The organism is Acidovorax sp. (genome assembly GCF_027492855.1).
Lineage (GTDB): Bacteria > Pseudomonadota > Gammaproteobacteria > Burkholderiales > Burkholderiaceae_C > Acidovorax.
The window spans coordinates 19,094-34,268 of the sequence record NZ_JAPUDY010000083.1 but is presented as its reverse complement, the minus strand read 5'-3'; the positions used below and the strand labels follow the sequence as shown (position 1 = coordinate 34,268).

Below are 15,175 nucleotides of genomic sequence, written 5' to 3'. Positions count from 1 at the left end.
GTGTGTGAGTAAGTAGGTGTGTGCGCTTGAACGGGTAGGCCGGTGATGGCTACCGTATCCGCAAGGCGTTGAGCTGCCAGGCCGCGCGGTTGTAGTACAGCTCACTGCGCAGCTCGGCCTTGGCGTCGAACGGGTACACGATGAACAGCGGCCCCTTTTCGCGGATGGGCATGGGCCGGTTGTTCATCAGGCGGGCCACGATCACGTCGTGGCGGGTGGCGTCATCCGCAGGGATCTCGGTCTTGTAGTCGTTCAGGGCCACTGCCGTGATCTTGGTCCCCTTGGCCCCCACGGCAGCCAGCACATCACGCAGCAGGGGGCCGGTGAAGGTAACGACGCTGGGGTACCAGGGTGTTTGTGTGGAGAAGGTGTGCTGGGGCAGCCTCTCCAGCATCTTCATGTCGAACTGGGCCTGCTGGCCCTGGTTGGCCTTGGTGATGGTCCCCTCGATGGTGAGGAGCACCGGGCCGGTAGGCTTTTCGAGGGCCTGGACTCCGAAGGAAACTGACAGCGCGAGTGCACTAACAACGAGGCCACGGCCCCAACCGGCACCCAGGCGTTCCCCCGAAAAACATGCTTGCATGGCGATCCCCCTTTTTCGCAACAGTCTCGCCATGCATGAGCAAAATGTAAACAAATTTTTGGCAACTCGCGATGATCTCCGTGGGGCCTGATGTGCCAACGCAGACAGGGGCAGGCGCGCACGGGTTCATGCGTGGGGCTATGAGAAAAAATCAGGCGGGAAAGAGATTTCCACGAAAAATACAGTGTTAGCGCTTTTTAATATTGGATAGTTTGCTATTATTTTTGATTGAAATAGTTGTTTGAGTGACTGACGGTGCCTACTGATAAAGCCGTTGTGTGTTGCTTATTGAAGAGCAGTTTTGCTTGGCTGCACAGCCCAAGGCAGCCACGCCGTATCACTCCATATTTTTGAAATGTTTCCTGGAAAGAGGCAAAGACCTGGGCGTTGCAGGGCTTATTTCAGGACCACATCGTCGGCGTCCAGCACCTTCACGGCGATGGGAATTCCCTGGCCCACGCTTTGTGTCACCGTGCAATAGCTTTCGAACTGGCTGAGCACGCGGTCCAGGTGCTGCAGTTGGCTGGCGGGCACGCCCAGGTGCAGGCTGGCACCCATGCGCAGCACGCGCAGGCGGCCTTCGGGGTTGCGTCCGATCTCGGCCACCACGGTGGCGCGCAAGGGCTCCGGGGTCTGCTTGAACTTGCGCAGGGCGAACAGCAGCGAATCAGTGAGGCAGTTGCCCACCGCCGCGCACAGCAGTTGCACGGGCGAAGGCCCCGTGCCGGTGCCCAGTGGGGCAGGCTCGTCGCCGATCAGGTTGGGGACGGATGCGCCGAACTGGATGTCAAAGCGGTAGTCCTGCTGCTGGACGAGTTCGACGGTGACTTGCTCTTGGCTCATAAAAAAGACCTCCGGGCGGGTTCAGATTTCGGATGAATGGGAAACAGGGCAGGGCGCCTGAACGGGCTCGCACAGTGCATTGACCGGTATCTTCAGGTAGGCCACGCCGTTGTCTTCGGCCGGCGGCATCGCCCCGGCCCGGATGTTCACCTGCACCGAGGGCAGGATCAGCGTGGGCATGTCGAGCGTGGCATCACGCCGCGTGCGCAAGGCCACGAAGGCGTCTTCGGTCACGCCGTCGTGCACGTGGATGTTGTGGGCGCGCTGCTCGGCCACTGTGGTCTGCCATGCGATAGCGCGCCCGGTGGGCGGGTAGTCGTGGCACATAAAAAGGCGGGTCTGCGGCGGCAGGCTCAGCAGCCTGCGCACCGATTGGTAGAGCGTGTGTGCATTGCCGCCCGGGAAGTCGCAGCGCGCCGTACCCACATCGGGCATGAACAAGGTGTCGCCCACAAACACCGCATCGCCCACCTGGTAGGCCATACATGCCGGGGTGTGGCCCGGCACGGCCAGGGCCATGGCTTCGAGCTGGCCGATGCGAAACACCTCGTTGTCGTGCAGCAGATGGTCGAACTGGCGGCCGTCTGGCCGGAACCCCGGCTCCAGGTGAAAGAGGGCCTTGAACACCTCTTGCACCTGGGTGATCGCCGCGCTGATGGCGATGCGCCCCCCCAATTTGCCGCGCAAGTAGTGCGCGGCCGACAGGTGGTCGGCATGCGCGTGGGTTTCCAGGATCCACTGCACTTTCAGGCTGCGGGCCTGAACGAACTCGATCAGCCGCTCGGCAGAGTGTGTGCGGGTGCGGCCCGACTTGGGGTCGTAGTCCAGCACCGAATCCACCAGTGCGCAGTGGCCTCCAGGCTGGTCAAAGATGACGTAGCTCACGGTCCAGGTGGCGTCGTCGAAGAAGGCCTGTATCTGAGGTTTCATCTTTGCTGGCTTTGAGTTTCAATTTTTATAATTTATTGATTTATATATTGTTTGTCAATAAACTATGGGCCATCTCATAAATCAGGAGTGCACCACGATGCGCGCCGAAGCCACCATCGACCTCGAAAGCCTGCGCCGTTCGGCCGACAGCGCCTGCCGCCTCATGAAAGTGCTCTCCAACCCCGACCGCCTGCTGCTGCTGTGCCAATTGAGCCAGGGCGAGAAGCGGGTAGGGGAGTTGGAGGCGTTGGTTGGCATCTCCCAGCCCACGCTGTCGCAGCAACTGGGTGTGCTGCGCGAGGATGGCCTGGTCAACACCCGCCGCGAGGGCAAGAACATCTATTACGAAATCGCCAGCCCGCAGGCGCTGGCGGTGATGGATGTGTTGTTTGAACAGTTTTGCGGCCCATCCCAGGTGGCCGCCAGGGAGAGCCAGGCATGTTGATCGATTGGACCCATTTCACACCCTGGACAGCTTTGGCGGGCGGCCTTCTGCTGGGCCTGGCCGCGGCGCTGTTCCTGCTGTTCAATGGCCGGGTTCTGGGCATCAGCGGCATCGTGGGTGGTTTGCTGCGCCCACGTGCGGACGATATTGGTTGGCGCCTGGCCTTGGTGTTGGGCATGCTGGTAGCCCCCGGCCTGTATGGCTTGTTTGCGGGTGCTGTACCACCACCGCGCATTGATGCGGGCTGGGGCATGGTGGTGGTGGCCGGGCTGCTGGTGGGTGTGGGCACGCGCTATGGATCGGGGTGCACCAGCGGGCACGGGGTTTGTGGGCTCTCGCGCCTGTCGCCACGGTCGCTGGTGGCCACCCTGGCTTTTATGGGCGCGGGGTTTGTCACGGTGTTTATTGCGCGGCATGTGCTGGGCTGAGCGTCCCTCGAACCCCTTAAACCCCATGGGAGCATTGATATGAAGAACCGTATTGCAGAATTTTGGGTGGGTCTGATGTTCGGCGTGGGCCTCATCGTCTCTGGCATGACGGACCCCGGCAAGGTGCTGGGCTTCCTCGACTTGGCGGGCCTGTGGGACCCATCGCTGGCCTTTGTCATGGCAGGCGCCATCGCGGTCGGCGCGGCGGCGTTTGCTGTCGCCAAAAAGCGCACCACCAGCTTTTTGGGCGGCGCCATGCACCTGCCCACGGCCCGTGGCATTGACCGCCGTTTGGTGGCGGGCAGCTTTGTGTTTGGCGCGGGCTGGGGCCTGGCGGGCTTTTGCCCCGGCCCGGCGATTGTGTCGGTGGGAGCCGGTCAACCCAAAGCCATCGCCTTTGTGCTAGCCATGCTGGCGGGCATGTGGCTGTTTGAATGGGCCGAGGGCCGCGCGCGCGGCAGACTGGTGGAGCAGTAACTGCTCTTGGGGTCAGAAACGGGAGCGCGCGCTCAGCGCTTGCCGGTGCTGCCGCTGAAGCGCAGCGTGTCGAGCGCCATCACCAGGCCCGGCTCCGTTGCCTTGGCGTCTTCGTCCGATACCTGGGTCATCACGATCACGGTGGTCTCGCCAAGGGTGGCCTTGAAGAAACGCGCCTCGTGCGGCAGGTTCTGGCCCAGCAGGCTGACGACGAAGCGCTGCGAGACGCCTTTGTTTTCCTTGCCGGCCACCTGGCGGGTAATAGGCCCGGCCTTTGCAGGGCCCATCCGGGCCTGTTGCGCGGTGTTGTCCCGCGCAGCGTTCTCGCGATTGCGGGCAGCTGTCGCCGCGAATTTCTCGATGTCCTGGCCTGCAAGAAAGGGGCTGAACATGAAGCTCACCACAGCCTGGTTGGGGCCTTCAAGGTCGATGCTGCGCAGACGGGTTTCGTCCTGCGCGACCACGTCTTCTGCGACCTTCCAGTCCGCCGGGTGCTCAAAACTCACACCATCTTTACTGTAGGCAACGGGAGGCGCTGCATGGGCAGGTTTCAGCGCCATGAGGGCAAGCGATGCAAAGAAGACCAGCGACAGGAACAGATGGGCGCTAGCGCGGCGAGATAGGCGGATGGGGTGCATAGGACAGGAGGAACAAAGACGGTCGCAAGGATTCTTGCACGAACAGATGTCCGACACCCCGGCCCCGTTCTATCGCTCACCGTACGGGCCGGCACGATCTAACCTCGGATTGCACTTTTGAACGCTGCAGCAAGCGCTGCAACCACGTCACGCGACCGCTCATCTTTGTGTCGTGAGTGCAATAGCACCGGCAGGAGCGGTAATTCAGGGAGCCTCAACTTGGAGCCTACATTCACAGCGCCAAATGGCAGCATTCGTGGGGCCAAGGCGGCAATGCCAATGCCAGCCATTACAGCGGCAGTTACGGCTGCCACACCGCCTCCTACAAAGACTTCGGTCCATGGCACCGCTGCTTTGTCCAGATACTCGCCAGCCATCTGACGTACCCCACAAGGCTCAGCCATTGTGGCCAAAGGCAGCGGTTCTTCGGGGCGGTGCAACCAACTTGGAGAGGCAAACCAGCCGAATTTTTCTTCGGCCAGGATTTCTCCGTCCGCCCGCCCCGTGTGCAGGCGGACTATCACGGTATCGAGCTCCCTTCTGTCGAAGCTTTGCAGCAAATCACCTGAAGACGCAATCCGAATGGCGATTAATAGTTCAGGGTCCTGGGCGTTCATCCGGGCAATCAGTGCTGGCAGCTCCGGCCCGGCTACGTGATCGCTGATGCCGATGGTGAGCCGCCGCCTTGCGCCTGTAAATGCGTTGAGGGCTCGGTGGTTGGCTTCAAGCAGTTCACGGGCATGGCTGAGAAAAGCAGAACCTTTGGGCGAAAGCTCTACATGCCTTGGCGTGCGTTCAAAAAGACGGCAACCCAATCGGTCCTCAAGCCGTTTGAGCTTCAGGCTGACTGCAGCCTGTGTTGTCTGCGTGGCTTCCGCCGCACGAGTGAAGCTGCCGAGTTCGGCAATTTGGATAAATGCGGCAACAGCATCCAAGTCTAGCGGGCGTCTGTTCATATCAAAATCTTATCATTGAAATTTCTTTTGATAACAAATGAATATACATAGCATGTGCACTTCACTTCACAAAGGACTGAAATGCCATTGACCCACATTGCACTGCGCGCCGGAAAACCCGAAGCCTACCGGCAAGCAATTTTTGACAGCCTTCATAGGGCGATGCATGAAACATTCAACGTGCCAGAAGACAACCAATTCATGACCATCAGCGAACATGACGCGGCAAACTTCCGATACGGAGCCTCATACCTGGGGATTCAGCGAAGCGAGAATATTGTGATGATTCAGATCACTGTGAACAACACCCGCACCGTGGAACAAAAGAAGGAAATGTTTCGCAGGATTGCTCAGTTGCTTGGCGAAAGCCCCGGCATTCGCTCAGAAGACGTATTCGTCAACCTCATTGAGGTCCAGAAAGAGAATTGGTCACTTGGCAATGGATTGGCGCAATACGCGTAAAGATGTGTTGAAAGCGGCTTAGCTTGTAAAGCTACAGCCGCTTTCCTTTTGAGTGCAGGCAATTGAGGAAGCGATCGGGGCGAACAGCCCATTGAAGGGGACTTCCTGTCGGACCGCTGCTATCAATTGCAAAGCGTACGCGTCCGTACTTGTTATTTTACATAATATACATCGTATCTAGTCATGGATGCCCAGAGCCAACTTCCACCCCAACACCTCAGCAGCCACCATTTCACCATCCCGCGCCCAAACCTTCTCTTTCTCTATGGCGTCGGCAAGCCGTTACGATCCATGCCCATGAACTTTCCAACCCCCACAACCACACCGTCTTCTGCATCTTCCGTCCACTTTGGCCACCAGGGCCGGGTCTGTGTGGTGACTGGCGGTGCGCAAGGGATTGGCGAAGCCTGCGTGCGCCGCTTTGTGGCCGAGGGAGCCAAGGCGGTGATCGTGGACGTTGATGATGTGCGTGGCCAGGCTTTGGCGCGGGCGTTGGGCGCGCTGTATGTGCGTTGTGACGTGGGCGACAAGCTGCAGGTGGATGCGCTGGTGGCCCAGGTGCTGGCGGCCCATGGGCGTATTGATGTGCTGGTGAACAATGCGGGCATCTTTCGCGCGGCGGATTTTCTGGAGGTGACTGAGGCGGACTTTGATGCCGTGCTGCGGGTCAATCTCAAGGGCTCGTTCCTGGTGGGCCAGGCGGTGGCGCGGGCCATGGTGGGCTCGAGCGGCGGCGCGATTGTGAACATGAGTTCGGTCAACGGCGTGCTGGCGATCCCCAATATCTCCAGCTACAACGTGAGCAAGGGTGGCGTGAACCAGCTCACACGCGTGATGGCCCTGGCGCTGGCTGACAAAAACATCCGGGTGAACGCGGTGGCGCCCGGCACCATTGCCACCGAGCTGGCCGCCAAGGCGGTGCTGACCAGCGACGATGCCAAAAACAAAATCCTGGGCCGCACGCCCATGAAGCGGCTGGGTGAGCCTTCCGAGATCGCCGACGTAGTGGCCTGGCTGGCCAGCGACGCAGCAAGCTATGTGACCGGCGAAATCGTGACGGTGGACGGTGGCCGCATGACGCTGAACTACACCGTGCCCGTGTAACGCAGCCGGTGCAATCATTACATTTGCTATGATATTTATAGCTTCTAGCGCTTATTCATAAAGCGCTAGAGCCGTTTTTTTGCATAAATTCAAGCCTGCGGGACCCGCCGCAGCAAGCCTGACATGCTGCGCGGCCAACCCACCCGGCCAAACCAGGCGCCGCCTGCGATGGCCCAGGCGTTGACCAGGCCGTACAACACCAGCGCCCCGCCCTGCGCGGCGAACACGGCGGTCAGCCCGCCTCCCCAGCGCAGGGCCAGCCAGCCGCCGGTTACGGCCACTGCCAGCCGCGCAATGTTGCCGATCACCGGCCACATCAGGCGCCCTGCCCCCTGCGAGGCAAAGTACAGCACCAGGCCCAGGCCAAAAAAGCCGTACACCGGGCCGACCGTGCGCAGGTACAGCGCGCCCGCGTCGATCATGGCCGGGTCGCTGTTGAAAAGCCGCAGCCAGGCGCCTGGATAGGCGGCAGCCCACAGGCCGATGGCCTCGGTCATCGCAAACGCCATGGCGGCGCCGATCCAGGTGGCGCGCAGCGCCCGTTCGCGCTGGCCGGCGCCGATGCAGGTGCCCACCATGGCCACCAGGGGTGCGCCCAGGCCGAACACCAGCGGCACCAGCAGGTATTCAAGCCGCGAGGCCGTGCCATAACCCGCAATAGCCGCCGTGCCAAAGCCCCCGACCAAGGCGGTCGTCACGCCAATGGCCAGGTTGGTGGCCACGGTGGACACCGTGCCCACCAGGCCCACACGAAGAATGTCTTGGAACAGCGCCCAGCGAAAGCGGATCTGCGCGAACGACGGGCGCAGCAGGCTGCGCGGCGACCACAGATATGCCGCAAGCACGGCGCTGCCCACTGCATAGTACGCCATGAGCGCAATGGCACCGCCCGCTATGCCCAGGCCCGGCAAGGCGCCCCAGCCAAAGATGAGCAAGGGCGACAACGGCACCAGCACAAACGCGCCCAGCACCGTGACGTAGGCAGGCACGGCCATGTTGCCCGTGCCACGGATCACGGCTGAGAGCGTGTTGAACAGCCAGACCAGGAAAGCGCCTGCAAACACCCAGTTGGAATAGATGAGCGCCGCCTCCAGCGCCCCGCCCGTGCCGCCCATGCGGGTGTAGAGCCAGCGCCCTCCCCCCACCAGCGCCACGGTAAAGACCAACGCAAACACCGCTGCGATGGCCAGCGCGTGCAGCACCAGCGCATCGGCATCGTCACGCCGGCGTGCACCCAGCGCCCGCGCGATGGCCGAGGCAATGCCACCGCCCATGGCGCCCGCCGAGGTCATCTGCATCAGCATGACGACCGGGAAAACCAGCGCCATGCCCGCCAGCGCATCCGTGCCCAGTTGGCCGACGAAATAGGTCTCGATGAGCCCGACACCCGCCTGCGCCAGCATCACCAGCACATTGGGCGCAGCCAGCCGCAGCAGCGTGGGCGCAATGGGCGCCTCCAGCAGCATGCGGGTGCGCGGGTTCAGGGCGTCGGTCATGTTGGGGCCGCAAACCTTCAGGCGCCGGGCCTGCGCGGCACCACGATGCGCACGGTGGACACCTGCACCACATCGCCATGCTGGTTGCGGGTTTCGCTGCGCACGGTGACCATGCCGCGGTCGGGCTTGGACTTGGAGGGCTGTATCTGCATGACCTCGCTCACCACATGCAACACATCGGTGGCGCGCGTGGGGCGGGGCCAGCTCAGTTCGCCCCCTGCCCCGATGATGCCGCCCGCAATGGGCAGGCCGCTCGTCACTTGCAGGCGCATGGTGACGGCCGCCGTGTGCCAACCGCTGGCGGCCAGCCCTTGAAACAATGTGGCGCGGGCCGCATCGTCATCCAGGTGAAAGGGTTGCGGGTCGAACTGCGCGGCAAACGCCTTGATCTGGGCTTCGTCCATGGCGTGCTCGCCGCTGGTGAAGCGGTCCCCCACGGTAAGGTCGTCCAGATAGATGGGGGCGGATGAAGGCTTGGCGGCCTGGTGGTCGGTCATGAAAAATCCCTTTGTCTGAATGGGTGGATTGATCTTTCTCAGGCCGCATGGGCCGCAGGGCTTGTGGGGCGCACCGGGCGCGCCTCGCGGATGGGCAGGTTCACCAGTGCGGCGCCTGCAGCCAAGGCGATGTCGATGTACCAAACCCAGTCATAGCTGCCCGTGGCCTGAAAAACCGTGCCACCCAGATACGCGCCCAGAAACCCGCCGATCTGGTGCGACAGCATCACGATGCCGAACAACATTGCCATGTTGGCAGTGCCGAACATCTTGGCCACCAGCCCCGCCGTGGGCGGCACGGTGGAGAGAAACGTCACGCCCATCACGGCAGCAAAAACCATCACCACGGCGGGCGTCTTGGGCGCCAGCAGAAAGATCAGCACCGCCACGCCGCGCGTGGCATACAGCAGCGCCAACAGCGACTTCATGCGCCAGCGCCCCACGGCCCAGCCCATGGCCAGGCTGCCGACGATGTTGAACAGGCCAATCACCGCCAGCGCCCAGCCGCCCACTTCAGGCGGCAGCCCGCAGGCTGCGATCACACCGGGCAGATGGGTGGCCAGAAAGGCCACATGAAAGCCGCACACCAAAAAGCCGATCGCCAGATAGCGGTAGCTGGGCGTGGCCAGCGCCTGGGCAATGGCCTCGCGGGCGGTCAGCGCCTTTTGGCCGGATGCTGCGGCGGCCTGCGCCGCGAGCGCGTTGGCATTGCCCTTGAGCGCCCACACCGCTGGCAGCGCCAGCAGCACCATGATGCCCAGCCACTGCATGGCGCTGGCCCAGCCCACGGCCGCCGTGAGGCTGATGGCGATGGGCGCCATGATGAACTGGCCAAACGAGCCACCCGCATTGACGATGCCACTGGCCAGGCCGCGCTGGTGGGCGGGCACCAGGCGCGCCGTGGCGGCCATCAGCACCGAGGGGCCGGCCATCCCTGCCCCGCCTGCCGCCAGCACACCGATGGCGAAGATCAGGCCCGCCGTGGTGGTCATATAAGGCGTGATGAACGTGCCCAGCGCCACCAGCGCTACGCCCAGCAAAATGACGCGGCCCGTGCCGATGCGGTCGGCCACGGCGCCTGCAAAGGGCTGGGTCAGGCCCCACCAAAGCTGGCCGAAGGCAAACGCCAGGCTGATGCTGCCGATACCAAGCGCCGTGGAGGTGTTCAGCGCCGACAGGAAGAGGCCCATGGTCTGGCGCGTACCCATGGTCAGCGCAAAGGTGCCCGCCGCCGCCAGCAGCACCAGCCACAGGGCCAGTGGTGCAGCGGACTTTGCCGCTGTGTGAGGGGTGTTCGGGGAGTGGTTATTCGCCATCGCCAGCCTCCTGCTCGGGCAGCGCCGCCAACAAGGCGAGCGAATCGTCCACCAAGCTATGCAGCGCCATCACACGTTCCACACCCAGGGCATTGTTCAGCGCCACTTGCGCGGTCTTCCAGTGGCGCAATGCGTCGGCGCGCTTGTCGCGGCCCGCGTCGGTGATGTGCACCAGGCGGCTGCGGGCATCGGCGCCCGCCTCCAGCGTCACCCAGCCCGCGTCCACCAGCGGGCGCAGGTTGCGCGTGAGCGTGGATGCATCCATCTTCATGGCCGCCGCCAGATCGCTGGGGCGGATGGGGCCGAGGTTGAGCGCATGCGACAGCAGCGAATATTGCGTGGTCTTGAGCCCACACTTCGCCATCTCGACGTCGTAGTGGTGGGCCAGGCGGCGCATCAGCTGGCGCAACTTGAAATTGGTGCACCCCCGTGGCACCGTGGCGGCGATGGGTGGTACGGCTGGCTCAAGGATGGGAGTGTCGGCTTGCATGGATTTAATTGTATCTGCAATAATTGCATATGCAATACATTCGTTTCAATCACCACAACAAGCAGGAAACCCCATGACCCAACACAACCAACTCGAACACTGGCTGGCCCAGGAGCGCGACGTCCTCGTCAGGTTGGACGCGGGCCCCGGCCCCGGCGTGGCCCGGCGCGAGCAGATCGCCCACCTGAGCGGCCTGCAGCAAATGCAGGCCATGCTGCGCGGCGAGCTGCCCTATGCCGCCATTGCCAAGACGCTGGATTTTCTGCTGGTGGAGGTGGGCGAAGGCACGGCCATCTTCCAGGGCACTCCGGGCGTGGCGCATTTCAACCCCATGGGCACCGTGCACGGGGGCTGGTTCGCCACCCTGCTCGACTCGGCCCTGGGCTGTGCCGTGCACACGCGCATGGAGCCGGGGCGCGGTTACACCACGGCCGAGCTGGGCATCAACCTGGTAAAGGCCCTCACGCCCAAGGTGCAGCGCGTGCGCGCCGAGGGCCGCGTGATCCATTGCGGCCGCCAGTTGGCCACCGCCGAGGCGCGCCTGGTGGGGCCGGACGGCACGCTGTACGCCCACGCCACCACCACCTGCCTGGTTTTTGACATGCCTGCACAATCAAAGGGATGAAACTCCTCCACACGATGCTGCGCGTTGGCAACCTTCAACGCTCGATTGATTTCTACACCCAGGTGCTGGGCATGCAACTGCTGCGCCAGTCCGAAAACCCCGAGTACAAATACTCGCTGGCCTTTGTGGGCTTTGAGGGCGGCAACCCCGGCCAGGCCGAGATCGAGCTGACCTACAACTGGGGCGTGGAAAGCTATGAACTGGGCACGGCCTACGGCCACATCGCCCTGGGCGTGCCGGATGCGTATGCAGCGTGTGAAAAGATCCGTGCGTCTGGCGGCAACGTGACGCGTGAAGCAGGCCCCGTCAAGGGCGGCACCACGGTGATCGCTTTTGTCACCGATCCGGACGGCTACAAAATCGAGCTCATCCAGCGCGCCGAGGGCGCTTTGGGGACAGGTTTGCGCTGATTTGCTATCTAATTTATAGCTGCTTGCGCTTGATGAATAAGCGGTAGAGGCACTTTTGACCATAAAAAACCCGGCAATGCCGGGTTTTTTATGGGTGCGGCAGTGGCGATTACTGCGCGCTCAGGACCACTTCCACGCGGCGGGCTTCGGCGCTGCTGCCGCTGGCCGTGGTTTCTTCAGGCTTCTTGAGCTCGATGCGGTCTTCCGCCACGCCCAGGGCCTTCAGGGCTTCGCGCACGGCCAGCGCGCGCTGCTTGGCCAGCTCGACATTCAAGGCGGCGTCGCCCGTGGCGTCGTGGAAGCCAGACACCACGGCCTTCTTGCCTTCAGCGACGCCCTTGACCACATCGACCAGGACTTCGTTGGCGCCGGGCACCAGCTCGGCCTTGGCGCTGGCAAAGTAGAACTTCACCACGCCGTTTTCAACGCGCACGCTGGCTTCATCGACAATGACAGCCATCGGCGCTGCTTCGGCCGCCACCGCTGCGGCGGGCTTGGCGGCACCCGAAGCGCCCATGCGCTTGACCACCACGGTGCCCACCACCGCAGAAATCACCAGCGCAATCAGCGCAAACAGGAAACCAAGGGCAAAACGTTGTTGGCTATCGTCGTCAGAACTAGACATTGAAAATCCCCAGAGTGATAAAAAAGTGGTGTGGCCGTGGCAGACCTTCGCAATGGCTGCCCCGGCATGCTGAACAAAGCCTTCGATTGTAGAGTGCCGCCATGACGAACTTCCCACCTCCGCTGCGCGATCCGGCCCCGATGCTGGAGCGCGCCCTCAAGGAATGGGGCGGCCACCAGGATCTGTGGGTATTTGGCTACGGCTCGCTCATCTGGCGCCCTGATTTTGACTACCTGGAGCGCCGCCCTGCCACCGTGCACGGCTGGCACCGCGCGCTCAAGATGTGGAGCCGCATCAACCGGGGCACGCCCGAGTGCCCTGGCCTGGTGTTCGGCATGCTCTCGGGGGGCAGTTGCCGGGGCATGGTGTTTCGGGTGGACAAGGCACATGCACGCCAGGTGATGGTCGATTTGTGGCAGCGCGAAATGGTCACCGCCGTGTATGACCCGCGCTGGCTTACCAGCCACACGCCCCAGGGCCCGGTGAGTGCGCTGGCCTTCACCCTGTCGCGCAAAAGCCCCAATCACACGGGTGTGCTGCCCGACCACGAGTACCGCCGCATTTTCGAGCAGGCCTGCGGGCGCTATGGCACCACACACGACTACGCCCAGGCCACCTATGACGAATTGCGCAAGCTCGGCATCCACGACCGAGCCTTGGCGCGCTTGATTGCCATAGCCCGAAAAAATACATAACGCATATTTTTTCTGGACAGGCCTGCGGTGGGTGGCCAGACTGTGCCCTGCCGCCGGGTTCAATACCCCACCCTTCCACCGCACACCAAGGAATTTAAACCATGAATGTCCGTTTCGCTTTTGCCCTGTCGTCGCTGGCCGCCGTGGCGCTGGTGGGCTGCGCGTCGCACCAGTCGGGTAACCGGGCCACCGCCCAACTGGAGCCCACGCGCGGCAACACCACCAGCGGCACCGTAGCATTTGTCCAGACCCGCGACGGGGTGCAGGTGTCGGGTGAAGTGCGTGGCCTCAAGCCGGACGCCGAGCACGGCTTCCACATCCATGAAAAGGGCGACTGCTCCAGTGGCGACGGCATGAGCACCGGCGGGCATTTCAACCCCACGGGCAAAGCCCATGGTTCGCACGGCGCGGGCGATCACCACACGGGCGATCTGCCCAGCCTCAAGGCGAACAAACAAGGTGTGGCCACATTCAGCTTCGTGTCGCACAGCATCAGCGTTGCCGGGCCTACCACCGACATCGTCGGCAAGGGCTTGATCGTTCACCGCGATCCGGACGACTACAAGACCCAGCCCACCGGCAACGCAGGTCCACGCGTAGCCTGCGCCGTCATCACGGCAAAGTAACGGACCAACCAACCGAACGCGCTCGCTGCATCAGCAGCGGCGGGCCGCCAGCAAGCGCTCTGCGTGCTCCAGATCCTGCACGGTGTCCACGTCGGTCACCGTGCCCTCGTCTTGCACCGCTACCCGCAGCACCCTGCCCTGCTGGGCGTGTTTGCGCACCACGCTGGCCGCACCCTGTTCGCCCGTAAGGGCCTGCAAATCCTGAAGGCACTCGGCCGCAAACCCCACAGGGTGGCCCCGTTCGCCGTCGAACTCCGGCACCACCACGGCGCAGCCTGATGCCAGCGCGTCGGCCAGTGTGCGCAACGTGTCGGGCTGGACCAGCGGCAGATCGCCCGGCAGCACCAGCCAGCCGGGTGCATCGGTGGTGGCACGCACAGCCGCCGCAATCGAATCCCCCATGCCGGGGTGCCCCGCATCCTCCAAATGCCAGGGCAAGCCGCTGGCGCGCACGGCGGTCAGTGTGTGCTCCAGCACATGCTGGCCTGCCAGCAGCGCACGCAGCTTGTGCACGGCGCCGCCCGATGCGGCAAACCGTTCGCCCCGGCCCGAGGCAAGAACCAGCACGACGGGCTTTGCAAACGCGGGGCGTTTTGTGAGAGGAGCAACTGCTGCAGTCTGGATAGGCATCGCCACATGCTAAGGGAATGGCGAATGGAACGGTGAATGGAACGGCGAATCGCCTGCGCTCAAGCCAGCGTGTAGCCTCCGTCCACCACCAGGTTGTGCCCGCTCACAAAGCTGGCGGCCTCAGAGAGCAGAAACAGCACTGGCGCAGCGATTTCTTCAGGCCGCGCGGGCCTGCCTGCAGGCGATGCCTGCATGGCCGCGCGCATGTTGTCCTCGCTGCCAAAGCCCGCCAGCGCCATGGGCGTGATGGTGGGCCCAGGGCTTACGGCATTGACCCGGATGCCTTGCTGAAAATACTCCAACGCAGCATTGCGCGTGAGGCCCAGGGCCGCATGTTTGCTGGCGGTGTAGGCCGCGATGCCCGCAAAGGCCACCTCGGACGAGATGGACAGGTTGTTCACGATCGCGCCACCGCCGCTCGCCAGCATGGCGGCGATCTGGTGTTTCATTGCATGGAAGATGCCCATCACGTTGGCTTGCAACACCGCCTGCACGTCAGCCGCCGCCAGCGTGTGCAGTGATGCGCCCAGGCCGAGCATGCCCGCATTGTTGAAGGCCCCATCCAGCCTGCCGAAATGCTGCACGGCTGCGTCAACGCAGCGCTGCACGCTGGCCTCGTCGGCTACATCGACGGGCGTGACCCAGGCCTCGCCGCCAGCGGCTTGCACTTGCTTGGCCACCGCCTCGCAATCGACGACGCGGCGCGCAGCCAGCACAACCCTGGCGTGCTGGCGCCCCAGCGCAATGGCCGTGGCGGCCCCAATGCCGGACGACGCACCAGTCACCAAAATCGCCTTTCCGGCAAGGCTCCATTCGCTGTTTTGCATGCTGTTTCTCCTTGGTTTGTGCAAATCAGCGGGTAGCTTATTGACGCAATAAGAATGGATAAATAGTTAAAA

The 15,175-nt window shown here is 63.1% G+C and carries 21 protein-coding genes; 9 read left to right on the top strand and 12 right to left on the bottom strand.

Annotated elements, in window-relative coordinates:
• Positions 1–49: 49 nt before the first annotated feature.
• The 3 genes from Q0105_RS16480 to Q0105_RS16470 form a co-directional block, all read right to left on the bottom strand.
• A complete protein-coding gene (locus Q0105_RS16480; protein ID WP_298213220.1) occupies positions 50–583 on the bottom strand; it encodes a molybdopterin-dependent oxidoreductase in 534 nt (177 codons plus the stop codon).
• Between the two features lie 396 nt (positions 584–979).
• Positions 980–1,426 carry an OsmC family protein gene (locus Q0105_RS16475; protein ID WP_298213219.1) on the bottom strand — a complete coding sequence of 149 codons (447 nt, stop codon included), beginning with the start codon at positions 1,424–1,426 and terminating at the stop codon, positions 980–982.
• Positions 1,427–1,447: 21 nt separating this feature from the next.
• Entirely contained in the window at positions 1,448–2,356 is a 909-nt protein-coding gene (locus Q0105_RS16470; RefSeq protein ID WP_298213218.1) for an MBL fold metallo-hydrolase, read from the bottom strand.
• Between the two features lie 97 nt (positions 2,357–2,453).
• On the opposite strand from Q0105_RS16470, the gene Q0105_RS16465 reads away from it, so the two are divergent.
• From Q0105_RS16465 to Q0105_RS16455, 3 genes are read left to right on the top strand one after another with little or no spacing between them, the layout of a single operon-like run.
• Entirely contained in the window at positions 2,454–2,801 is a 348-nt protein-coding gene (locus Q0105_RS16465) for a metalloregulator ArsR/SmtB family transcription factor (RefSeq protein ID WP_298213217.1), read from the top strand.
• Complete coding sequence (locus Q0105_RS16460) at positions 2,795–3,229, top strand: YeeE/YedE thiosulfate transporter family protein (RefSeq protein ID WP_298213216.1); 435 nt, start codon at positions 2,795–2,797, stop codon at positions 3,227–3,229. The genes Q0105_RS16465 and Q0105_RS16460 overlap by 7 nt, the downstream gene beginning before the upstream one ends.
• 39 nt (positions 3,230–3,268) lie before the next feature.
• The gene (locus tag Q0105_RS16455) at positions 3,269–3,706 is read left to right on the top strand and encodes a DUF6691 family protein (RefSeq protein WP_298213215.1); all 438 of its coding nucleotides are present in this window, start codon (positions 3,269–3,271) and stop codon (positions 3,704–3,706) included.
• A gap of 32 nt (positions 3,707–3,738) precedes the next feature.
• Here the strand turns inward: Q0105_RS16455 and Q0105_RS16450 are convergent, their stop codons facing one another.
• Positions 3,739–4,344 (bottom strand): hypothetical protein, encoded by a 606-nt coding sequence (locus Q0105_RS16450; protein WP_298213214.1) that lies wholly within the window; start codon positions 4,342–4,344, stop codon positions 3,739–3,741.
• A 98-nt stretch (positions 4,345–4,442) separates the two neighbouring features.
• Positions 4,443–5,300 (bottom strand): LysR family transcriptional regulator, encoded by an 858-nt coding sequence (locus Q0105_RS16445; RefSeq protein WP_298213213.1) that lies wholly within the window; start codon positions 5,298–5,300, stop codon positions 4,443–4,445.
• Between the two features lie 81 nt (positions 5,301–5,381).
• On the opposite strand from Q0105_RS16445, the gene Q0105_RS16440 reads away from it, so the two are divergent.
• Both Q0105_RS16440 and Q0105_RS16435 read left to right on the top strand, forming a co-directional pair.
• Positions 5,382–5,762 (top strand): tautomerase family protein, encoded by a 381-nt coding sequence (locus tag Q0105_RS16440; RefSeq protein ID WP_298213212.1) that lies wholly within the window; start codon positions 5,382–5,384, stop codon positions 5,760–5,762.
• A gap of 297 nt (positions 5,763–6,059) precedes the next feature.
• On the top strand, positions 6,060–6,866 hold the full coding sequence (locus Q0105_RS16435; protein WP_298213211.1) for an SDR family oxidoreductase: 807 nt from the start codon (positions 6,060–6,062) through the stop codon (positions 6,864–6,866).
• An 89-nt stretch (positions 6,867–6,955) separates the two neighbouring features.
• Here Q0105_RS16435 and Q0105_RS16430 read toward each other — a convergent pair whose 3' ends face one another.
• Genes Q0105_RS16430 through Q0105_RS16415 form a run of 4 tightly spaced genes read right to left on the bottom strand, consistent with a single transcriptional unit; the run spans position 6,956 to position 10,665 of the window.
• A complete protein-coding gene (locus Q0105_RS16430) occupies positions 6,956–8,362 on the bottom strand; it encodes an MATE family efflux transporter (RefSeq protein WP_298213210.1) in 1,407 nt (468 codons plus the stop codon).
• A 17-nt stretch (positions 8,363–8,379) separates the two neighbouring features.
• Positions 8,380–8,859, bottom strand: a complete 480-nt coding sequence (locus tag Q0105_RS16425) for a MaoC family dehydratase (RefSeq protein ID WP_298213209.1) — start codon at positions 8,857–8,859, stop codon at positions 8,380–8,382.
• A gap of 38 nt (positions 8,860–8,897) precedes the next feature.
• Positions 8,898–10,175 (bottom strand): MFS transporter, encoded by a 1,278-nt coding sequence (locus Q0105_RS16420; protein ID WP_298213208.1) that lies wholly within the window; start codon positions 10,173–10,175, stop codon positions 8,898–8,900.
• On the bottom strand, positions 10,165–10,665 hold the full coding sequence (locus tag Q0105_RS16415; RefSeq protein WP_298213207.1) for a MarR family winged helix-turn-helix transcriptional regulator: 501 nt from the start codon (positions 10,663–10,665) through the stop codon (positions 10,165–10,167). Before Q0105_RS16415 ends, Q0105_RS16420 begins: the two co-directional genes overlap by 11 nt.
• Positions 10,666–10,738: 73 nt before the next feature.
• Here Q0105_RS16415 and Q0105_RS16410 point away from each other — a divergent pair, with 73 nt between their 5' ends.
• Positions 10,739–11,290: a PaaI family thioesterase gene (locus tag Q0105_RS16410; protein ID WP_298213206.1), complete on the top strand. Its 552-nt coding sequence runs from the start codon at positions 10,739–10,741 to the stop codon at positions 11,288–11,290.
• Positions 11,287–11,700: a lactoylglutathione lyase gene (gene gloA / locus Q0105_RS16405; RefSeq protein ID WP_298213205.1), complete on the top strand. Its 414-nt coding sequence runs from the start codon at positions 11,287–11,289 to the stop codon at positions 11,698–11,700. The genes Q0105_RS16410 and gloA overlap by 4 nt, the downstream gene beginning before the upstream one ends.
• A 109-nt stretch (positions 11,701–11,809) precedes the next feature.
• On the opposite strand, the gene Q0105_RS16400 is transcribed toward gloA, so the two are convergent.
• A complete protein-coding gene (locus tag Q0105_RS16400) occupies positions 11,810–12,325 on the bottom strand; it encodes an OmpA family protein (protein ID WP_298213204.1) in 516 nt (171 codons plus the stop codon).
• Between the two features lie 101 nt (positions 12,326–12,426).
• Between Q0105_RS16400 and Q0105_RS16395 the strand changes: the two genes are divergently transcribed.
• Positions 12,427–13,020: a gamma-glutamylcyclotransferase gene (locus Q0105_RS16395; protein WP_298213203.1), complete on the top strand. Its 594-nt coding sequence runs from the start codon at positions 12,427–12,429 to the stop codon at positions 13,018–13,020.
• Between the two features lie 101 nt (positions 13,021–13,121).
• Positions 13,122–13,646, top strand: a complete 525-nt coding sequence (locus Q0105_RS16390; RefSeq protein WP_298213202.1) for a superoxide dismutase family protein — start codon at positions 13,122–13,124, stop codon at positions 13,644–13,646.
• A gap of 30 nt (positions 13,647–13,676) precedes the next feature.
• On the opposite strand, the gene Q0105_RS16385 is transcribed toward Q0105_RS16390, so the two are convergent.
• On the bottom strand, positions 13,677–14,276 hold the full coding sequence (locus tag Q0105_RS16385) for a nucleotidyltransferase family protein (RefSeq protein ID WP_298213201.1): 600 nt from the start codon (positions 14,274–14,276) through the stop codon (positions 13,677–13,679).
• Between the two features lie 59 nt (positions 14,277–14,335).
• On the bottom strand, positions 14,336–15,103 hold the full coding sequence (locus Q0105_RS16380) for an SDR family oxidoreductase (RefSeq protein WP_298213200.1): 768 nt from the start codon (positions 15,101–15,103) through the stop codon (positions 14,336–14,338).
• Between the last annotated feature and the right edge of the window lie 72 nt (positions 15,104–15,175).

Bases quoted from the DNA above. Each gene is read 5' to 3' on its own strand.
- Q0105_RS16465 (WP_298213217.1), top strand. From the start codon at position 2,454: ATGCGCGCCGAAGCCACCATCGACCTCGAAAGCCTGCGCCGTTCGGCC.
- Q0105_RS16440 (WP_298213212.1), top strand. From the start codon at position 5,382: ATGCCATTGACCCACATTGCACTGCGCGCCGGAAAACCCGAAGCCTAC.
- Q0105_RS16470 (WP_298213218.1), bottom strand. From the start codon at position 2,356: ATGAAACCTCAGATACAGGCCTTCTTCGACGACGCCACCTGGACCGTG.
- Q0105_RS16425 (WP_298213209.1), bottom strand. From the start codon at position 8,859: ATGACCGACCACCAGGCCGCCAAGCCTTCATCCGCCCCCATCTATCTG.
- Q0105_RS16475 (WP_298213219.1), bottom strand. From the start codon at position 1,426: ATGAGCCAAGAGCAAGTCACCGTCGAACTCGTCCAGCAGCAGGACTAC.
- Q0105_RS16480 (WP_298213220.1), bottom strand. From the start codon at position 583: ATGCAAGCATGTTTTTCGGGGGAACGCCTGGGTGCCGGTTGGGGCCGT.
- Q0105_RS16460 (WP_298213216.1), top strand. From the start codon at position 2,795: ATGTTGATCGATTGGACCCATTTCACACCCTGGACAGCTTTGGCGGGC.
- Q0105_RS16415 (WP_298213207.1), bottom strand. From the start codon at position 10,665: ATGCAAGCCGACACTCCCATCCTTGAGCCAGCCGTACCACCCATCGCC.
- Q0105_RS16430 (WP_298213210.1), bottom strand. From the start codon at position 8,362: ATGACCGACGCCCTGAACCCGCGCACCCGCATGCTGCTGGAGGCGCCC.
- Q0105_RS16390 (WP_298213202.1), top strand. From the start codon at position 13,122: ATGAATGTCCGTTTCGCTTTTGCCCTGTCGTCGCTGGCCGCCGTGGCG.
- Q0105_RS16380 (WP_298213200.1), bottom strand. From the start codon at position 15,103: ATGCAAAACAGCGAATGGAGCCTTGCCGGAAAGGCGATTTTGGTGACT.
- Q0105_RS16385 (WP_298213201.1), bottom strand. From the start codon at position 14,276: ATGCCTATCCAGACTGCAGCAGTTGCTCCTCTCACAAAACGCCCCGCG.
- Q0105_RS16455 (WP_298213215.1), top strand. From the start codon at position 3,269: ATGAAGAACCGTATTGCAGAATTTTGGGTGGGTCTGATGTTCGGCGTG.
- Q0105_RS16400 (WP_298213204.1), bottom strand. From the start codon at position 12,325: ATGTCTAGTTCTGACGACGATAGCCAACAACGTTTTGCCCTTGGTTTC.
- gloA (WP_298213205.1), top strand. From the start codon at position 11,287: ATGAAACTCCTCCACACGATGCTGCGCGTTGGCAACCTTCAACGCTCG.
- Q0105_RS16395 (WP_298213203.1), top strand. From the start codon at position 12,427: ATGACGAACTTCCCACCTCCGCTGCGCGATCCGGCCCCGATGCTGGAG.
- Q0105_RS16445 (WP_298213213.1), bottom strand. From the start codon at position 5,300: ATGAACAGACGCCCGCTAGACTTGGATGCTGTTGCCGCATTTATCCAA.
- Q0105_RS16420 (WP_298213208.1), bottom strand. From the start codon at position 10,175: ATGGCGAATAACCACTCCCCGAACACCCCTCACACAGCGGCAAAGTCC.
- Q0105_RS16410 (WP_298213206.1), top strand. From the start codon at position 10,739: ATGACCCAACACAACCAACTCGAACACTGGCTGGCCCAGGAGCGCGAC.
- Q0105_RS16435 (WP_298213211.1), top strand. From the start codon at position 6,060: ATGAACTTTCCAACCCCCACAACCACACCGTCTTCTGCATCTTCCGTC.
- Q0105_RS16450 (WP_298213214.1), bottom strand. From the start codon at position 4,344: ATGCACCCCATCCGCCTATCTCGCCGCGCTAGCGCCCATCTGTTCCTG.